Consider the following 6,758-nt stretch of genomic DNA (forward strand, 5'->3'; position numbering starts at 1 on the left):
ACCCGCACTGCTGATCCGAGGATCACCCGCCCAACTCCCTCCCGTCGTCGCGCCTGCGGCGACCCCCTCGCCCCTGCCGTCGGCGCACGCCTGCGGCAGTCCCCCCATCACGAAAGCAAGGAAGCTGACATGAGACACCCCCGACGACCCCGTCGCGCACTCGCCCTCGCCGCCGCCGCACTCTTGGGTGCGACGACCCTGGTCTCCTGCTCCTCCGCCGGCGGAGAAGCCGAGAGCGACGGGACCTTCACGATCCTGCAGTACGAGAACCCCGACTCCGCCCAGGGCCAGGGCTGGGCCCGCGCGGTCGAGCTCTTCCAGGAGCAGCACCCCGACGTCGAGGTCGACTACCAGACCACGAGCTTCGACGCGATCCGGCAGAACGCCAAGATCCTGCTGACCGGCAACGACGTCCCCGACGTCATCGAGTTCAACAAGGGCAACTCCGACGGCGGCCAGCTCGCGGCGCAGGGCCTGCTCGACCCGATCACCGACCTCGTCGAGGAGCGCGGCTGGGACGAGAAGGTCTCGGGCGCGATGTCGTCCTTCGCCCGCTACGACGAGAACGGCAACGCCGGCTCCGGCGACTGGTACGGCGTCCCGAACATCGGCGAGTACGTGATGCTCTACTACAACAAGGACCTCTTCGCGAAGGCCGGCATCACCGAGCCGCCGACCACGATCGAGGACTTCGAGGCCGCGATGGACAAGCTCGTCGCGCAGGGCGTCACCCCGATCTCGAGCTCGGCCGCGACCAGCCAGGGCTTCAACCAGATGTGGGTCTGGTACTCGCTGGTCTCGCAGGCCGCCGGGAACGACCGCACCCCCATCGACGACTTCATGTTCCTGCGGAAGGACATCGACTTCAGCCAGGACCCGTGGGCGTCGGGCACGCAGCGCTTCCAGGACTGGATCGAGAAGGGCTACGTCGGCGAGGACCTCGGCGGGCTCTCGTTCGAGCAGGCCACGGTGAACTTCCTCGGCCAGGACGCGGCGATGCTCATCTGGAACAACGGCGAATTCGCGCGCATCGGCGAGCAGGCCGAGTTCCCGTGGGGCTACTTCACCCTCCCCGGGGCGGACCTCTCGATGGGTTCGTCGGGGCACCTGTGGGGCATCCCCGCGAAGGCCGGCGACAAGGACCTCGCGGCCGATTGGATCGACATCACCCTGAGCGACGAGGTGCAGAACCTCATCGGCGGGAAGGGCGGGCTCCCGCTGGCGGGCGACACCGCCACCATCGAGGACCCGCTCACGCAGGAGTTCACCGCGCGCTTCGACGAGCTCGTCGCGGACGACGCCCTGACCTTCTACCCGGACTACCCGGTCCCCGGGCTCCTCGACTTCATCCAGAACAACATGCAGGCGATGTCCAACGGCAACGAGACCGCCGACGAGTACCTGCAGAAGCTGCAGGAGTTCTACGACGACGGCCGCGCCGTGGTCGAAGAGGGCTGACCCGGATCCACGGAAGGACCATCATGACCTCCGCACCACCCCGTCCTCCGGCGGCGCGCCCCGCGCCCGCCGCCCCGGTCGGCGCGCCCCCGCGGCGCGCGGACCGGGGCGGCGGAGGCCGCGCCGGCTACTGGCTCTACCTCCTCCCCATCGCGGTCGGCTTCGTCGTCGTCGTGGTGGCCCCCTTCGCCATGAACGTCTTCTTCAGCCTGTTCCGCTGGAAGGGCGGGCTGGCGCCGATGCGCTGGAACGGCCTCGGCAACTACACCGCGCTGCTGGCCGACGAGCAGTTCTGGCAGTCGTTCTCGAACTCGGTGGCGATGATCGTGGCGATCGTCGTCATCCCGACCGCGATCGGCATCGTCCTGGCCGCGCTGCTCTTCGACTACCTCGGCAGGAGCTTCGGCGCCCGCGCCGCCTCGTTCCTCCGGGCCTCCTTCTATCTTCCGCAGATCCTGCCGATCGCGGTCGCCGGCTTCATCTGGAGCTGGATCCTCGACTCCGGCGACGGCAGCCTCAACGCCGCCCTGCGCGCCATCGGGATCGCCGATCCGCCCGACTGGCTCGGCGATCCGACCACGGCGATCTACGCCGTGATGCTGATGCTCGTCTGGCTGCAGATCGGCTACCCGGTCGTCATCTTCATGGCGGCGCTCCAGCGGGTCGACCCCGAGCTCTACGAGGCCGCCGAGCTCGACGGCGCCGGCTGGTGGCGGCGCTTCACGGCCATCACCGTCCCGCAGATCCGTCCGGAGGTCTTCATCGTGGTCCTCACCGCCACCGTCGGCGCACTGAAGGTGTTCGCCCCGATCCTGATCCTGACCGGCGGCGGGCCCGAGAGCTCGACCGTCGTCCCCTCCTACTACGCGTACCGCAACTTCTTCGAGCTGTCGCAGGTCGGCTACGGGTCGACGATCGCCACGGTGATGTCGGTCCTGATCTTCGCGATCGCCGGAGTCCTGCTCTGGTGGCAGCGGCGCGGAGACGGCGAGAAGGTGGTGGCGCGATGACCGCCGTGGACGCTCCCCGAGCGGAGCACCGCTTCCGCCGCACCCCGATGCACTGGCTGATGCTCGTGCTGGCGGCCGCCTTCGCCCTGCTCATGCTCGCTCCGTTCTGGCTGCTCGTGCTGAACGCCTTCAAGACCGGGGCGGACTACTCCTCGAACGGGCCCCTCGCCTTCCCGACGTCCTTCACCCTCGACGCGTTCGCCTCGTATCTGGGACGGGTCGACTACCCGGTGGCGCTGGGGAACTCGCTGCTCATCTCGGGCTCCGTCGCCGTGGCCGGTGTCGGCGTCGCGCTGCTGGCGGCCTACGCGATCGGCGTCGGGCGGATCCGCGGCAGCGGCGTCGTCCTGGCACTGCTGCTGATCTCGACGATGCTCCCGCACGAGGCGCTGATCTACCCGCTCTTCTACGGGGCGCAGGCCACGGGCACGCTCAACACTCCCTGGGCCGTGATCATCGTCTTCACGGTGCTGCAGGGCGCGTTCGGCACCTACATCCTCGCGAGCGTGATGGCCACCGTCCCCAAGGAGCTGCTCGAGGCCGCGGCGATCGACGGCGCCGGACGCTGGCAGATCCTGTGGCGCGTGGTGTTCCCGGTGCTCCGGCCGACGCTCTCGGTGCTGCTGGTGTTCTTCTTCATCTGGACCTGGAACGAGTTCTACATCCCGCTCATCCTGCTCAGCGACCCGGCCTCCCAGACCGTCCCGATCGCCCTGTCGACCCTGCGGGGCCAGCACTCGATCGACATCACCGTGGTGAACGCGGGCTCGCTGCTCTCGCTCATCCCGACGCTGATCTTCTTCCTCCTGTTCCAGCGGACCCTCAGCCGCGGTGTCACCGCCGGGGCCGTCAAGTGATCCGCGCACTCTCCCTGCCCGCCTCCGTCTCCGAGGAGTACCGATGACCATCCCCTGGCCCACCACCACCCGCGAGCGCGGCGTCCGCAGCCGCTCCATCAACGCCGAGAACCCGACGGGAGCGTCGGGCGCGGCGGCCAGGACCGCCTCCGATCTCGGTCCCGGCCGCAAGGGCACGGCGTACCTGCCGCTCGCCGCCGGCGAGACGCTGACCCTGGCCGAGATCGAGGGCCCGGGGGTGATCCGGCACATCTGGATCACCGTGGCCGACCGCACCGAGGCGGGCCCCTTCGTCCTGCGCGACCTGGTCCTCCGGGCGTACTGGGACGACTCCGAGCAGCCCGCCGTCGAGGTCCCCCTCGGCGACTTCTTCTGCAACGGCTTCGCGACGCGCGCGCTGGTGACCTCGATCCCGATCGTCGTCGCGCCGACCGGCGGGATGAACAGCTACATCCCCATGCCGTTCCGCCGCTCCGCCCGCCTCACGCTCGAGAACCAGCACGGGGGCGACCTGCCGCACGTGTTCTTCCAGGTCGACTACACGACGGGCGACGCGCTGGATGCCGGCACCGAGTACTTCCACGCCCAGTGGCGGCGTTCGAACGGCACGACCGCGCTGGGGAGCGACCACGTCGTGCTCGACGGCGTGGAGGGCCGGGGCACGTACCTCGGCACCTACATCGCGCTGGCCTCCCTCCAGCGCTACTGGTGGGGCGAGGGCGAGATGAAGTTCTTCGTCGACGACGACGACGAGTTCCCGACCCTGTGCAGCACGGGTCTCGAGGACTACGCGGGCGGTGCGTGGGCGTTCCAGGACGAGCTGCGCGCCGATCCCGAACCCGAGATCCTCACCTTCAGCGCGCCGTACTTCGGCTACCCCTTTCACAGCACGCGCGACACCACCGGGGCGTCGCCGTTCTCGACGGAGGCGGTGCCGATGCACGCGCTCTACCGCTGGCACCTGCCCGACCCGATCTACTTCGACGAGCGCCTCCGGGTGACCCTGCAGCAGATCGGGGCCTGGGACCACGGGCTGTTCGAGCGGCAGGACGACCTCTCGAGCACCGCCTACTGGTACCAGTCCGGGCCGACGGCGGCGTTCCCGACGCTGCCTCCCGTCGAGCAGCGCCGACCGCGCTGAGCGGTCAGGCCGGGCGGACGCAGGCCTCCTCGATCGCCGCCTCCTCCTCGAGTGTGAACGAGGACTCGGCGGTGGTCGGGAACCAGCCCTGCTGCGGCCACTGCGAGACGAAGTCGGCGCGGGACGGAGCGGCGGTGATCGTCGCTCCGTTCGCCTCGTAGCAGGGCACGAGGTACTCGGTCAGATAGCTGTAGAGGTAGTCGATCTGCTCCGTCGTCATCGGTGCGATCGGAGTGGTCGGGTAGGTGCTCCAGCAGGTGAACGAGGCGACGGACTCGGCCTCGTCCACCGGGCTGACCATCAGCCCGGCGGGTCCCTCGCCGTCGGCGTCCGTGCCGATGTCGACGGGGATCCCCGCCGCCTCGAGGCAGTCGACGAGCTCCGGGGCGGCGGCCTCGTCGCGGTACTCCCGGAAGGGGTCCGCGGGCCGCACGGCGCTCGGGTAGGTGGCGACGACGCCCTGCCACTGCTGGTCCTGCTGCTCGATCCGGAGCGCCTCGAGCCGGTCGGCGTCGAAGGGCGCCGGCGCCGGGGACGGGCCGAGATCCGGCATCGGGTACGCGACGGCGCCCTCTGCGGTGGGGGAGGTGGTCGGGGCGTCCGACGCGGACGGGGCGGCTCCCGCGCATCCCGTCGCCCCGAGCAGGAGGCAGGCGCCGAGCAGGAGCGGGACGACGTGTCGTGAGTGCGTGCGAGTCATGCGGTCCCCCCCGGAAGCCTGCCGGGGCCTGAACGGGCGCCGGTCGCTCGATTCTGCCCGATGCGACGGGCGGTGCGCTCAGCCCGCCGCTCGGCGGATCGCGACGACGGTCACGTCGTCCGGCAGCACGCCCGCCGACGCCAGCCGGGTGATACTCGCGACCGCCGCCGACGCGGTGGGCGCGGCGGCCGCAGCGGCGTCGGCCACGCGCTCCAGCGCCTCCAGCGTCCCGTCGAAGAGGTCGAGCGCCCCGTCGCTGCAGATCAGCAGCAGATCGCCGGGGCCCAGGCGGAAGGTGCTCGTCTCCCACTCCTGCGTGCCGAGGACGCCGAGCGGCAGGTTGTGCGAGGGGACGCGCTCGCGGGAGCCGTCGGCCCGGCAGATCACGCCGAGGCCGTGGCCGGCGTCGACCGCGGTGACGTCGCCGGTCGCGGCGTCGAGCCGCAGGTGCAGCAGCGTGACGAAGGCCTCGTTCGCGTCGAGGTCGGGCTCCACCGCGCGGTCGACGAGGGCCATCGTGCTCCCCGGATCGAGCGAGGGCGGTGTGATGCGCAGCGCCGCGCGGACCGTGGCGGCGATCATCGCCGCTCCGACGCCCTTGCCCATGACGTCGGCGAGCGTGACGACGAGACCGTCGGAGGTGCGCTGCCAGTCGAAGAAGTCGCCGCTGACCGCGCCGCTGGGCACGCAGGCGCCGGCGACCTCGTAGCCCGGGAGGTCCGGGACCGACTTGGGCTGCAGGCGGCGCTGCACCCCTCCGCCGTCGGCGAGCTCCTGCCGGGTCCGGGCGGCGCGGGCGGTGAGCATCCTCGCGACCTGCTCGCCGCTGAGCGACGCCATGCTGAAGGACACGACGACCAGCAGCACCAGGGTGATGAGGGTCGTCGACGGCGTGCCGAACCACGTCGTGAACAGCTCGCTCCGCGGGCCGACCGCCAGGAACACGGCGAACCGCACCGCGTAGTAGGCCGCGAGGGCCCCGGAGGAGAGCAGCAGCGGCCAGCGCGTGCGCGAGTGCCCGGCGGCGAGGAGGGCGATCTCGCGGGTCGACAGCCCGATGAGGGTCGCCATGAGGGCGAGGTAGAGCGGGCCGCCCGACCAGTCGTTCACCGAGGGCGAGTCGAACGCCGAGACCGAGACGATCAGCACCGTCGGGGCGATCACGAGCCACCACGGCGTCGGCCGGCCGCGCAGCGATCGGCTGCCCATCCACACGCTCGCGGCGCCCGCGACGATCAGGCCGTTGCCCAGCGGATTCGCCCAGATCTGCTCCGGTGTGCCGTCGCGGAGGTAGGCGAGCGAGCCGCCCATGAACAGCGCGAGCGCGGTGCACCACCAGAAGCTGAAGGCCGACCGGGTCGTGCGGAACGTGACGAGGGCGAAGAGCAGGAAGAGGGTGAGGGTGGTGACTCCGAAGGCGACTCGGAGGGTCGTGGAGTCGAGCAAGGCGGTCCCGTGGTCCTTCCGTCAGACCGAGCGCGGAGCCGGCGGAGGAGCGACCGGCACGAGACGGATCCTCCCACGAGACGGACCCCCGCGTCGCCCGAGTGGGGGCCCTGGGGCGTGACCGCCCCGGGGACGGGGGGCACGGC

The 6,758-nt window shown here is 71.0% G+C and carries 6 protein-coding genes; 4 read left to right on the forward strand and 2 right to left on the reverse strand.

Annotated elements, in window-relative coordinates; genetic code table 11:
• Positions 1-129: 129 nt before the first annotated feature.
• The 4 genes from NB037_RS11465 to NB037_RS11480 are packed head-to-tail and all read left to right on the forward strand — an operon-like array spanning position 130 to position 4,466.
• Positions 130-1,458 (forward strand): ABC transporter substrate-binding protein, encoded by a 1,329-nt coding sequence (locus NB037_RS11465; RefSeq protein ID WP_251945863.1) that lies wholly within the window; start codon positions 130-132, stop codon positions 1,456-1,458.
• 23 nt (positions 1,459-1,481) lie between these two features.
• A complete protein-coding gene (locus NB037_RS11470) occupies positions 1,482-2,468 on the forward strand; it encodes a carbohydrate ABC transporter permease (protein ID WP_251945865.1) in 987 nt (328 codons plus the stop codon).
• The gene (locus NB037_RS11475; protein ID WP_251945867.1) at positions 2,465-3,325 is read left to right on the forward strand and encodes a carbohydrate ABC transporter permease; all 861 of its coding nucleotides are present in this window, start codon (positions 2,465-2,467) and stop codon (positions 3,323-3,325) included. The genes NB037_RS11470 and NB037_RS11475 overlap by 4 nt, the downstream gene beginning before the upstream one ends.
• Before the next feature lie 43 nt (positions 3,326-3,368).
• The gene (locus NB037_RS11480; protein WP_251945868.1) at positions 3,369-4,466 is read left to right on the forward strand and encodes a glycoside hydrolase family 172 protein; all 1,098 of its coding nucleotides are present in this window, start codon (positions 3,369-3,371) and stop codon (positions 4,464-4,466) included.
• Positions 4,467-4,470: 4 nt separating this feature from the next.
• Here NB037_RS11480 and NB037_RS11485 read toward each other — a convergent pair whose 3' ends face one another.
• Entirely contained in the window at positions 4,471-5,166 is a 696-nt protein-coding gene (locus NB037_RS11485; RefSeq protein WP_251945871.1) for a hypothetical protein, read from the reverse strand.
• Between the two features lie 78 nt (positions 5,167-5,244).
• Positions 5,245-6,612, reverse strand: a complete 1,368-nt coding sequence (locus NB037_RS11490; RefSeq protein WP_251945873.1) for a PP2C family protein-serine/threonine phosphatase — start codon at positions 6,610-6,612, stop codon at positions 5,245-5,247.
• Positions 6,613-6,758 lie beyond the last annotated feature (146 nt).

Source organism: Rathayibacter rubneri, from assembly GCF_023743255.1.
Classification (GTDB): domain Bacteria; phylum Actinomycetota; class Actinomycetes; order Actinomycetales; family Microbacteriaceae; genus Rathayibacter; species Rathayibacter rubneri.

Bases quoted from the DNA above. Each gene is read 5' to 3' on its own strand.
- NB037_RS11465 (WP_251945863.1), top strand. From the start codon at position 130: ATGAGACACCCCCGACGACCCCGTCGCGCACTCGCCCTCGCCGCCGCC.
- NB037_RS11470 (WP_251945865.1), top strand. From the start codon at position 1,482: ATGACCTCCGCACCACCCCGTCCTCCGGCGGCGCGCCCCGCGCCCGCC.
- NB037_RS11475 (WP_251945867.1), top strand. From the start codon at position 2,465: ATGACCGCCGTGGACGCTCCCCGAGCGGAGCACCGCTTCCGCCGCACC.
- NB037_RS11480 (WP_251945868.1), top strand. From the start codon at position 3,369: ATGACCATCCCCTGGCCCACCACCACCCGCGAGCGCGGCGTCCGCAGC.
- NB037_RS11485 (WP_251945871.1), bottom strand. From the start codon at position 5,166: ATGACTCGCACGCACTCACGACACGTCGTCCCGCTCCTGCTCGGCGCC.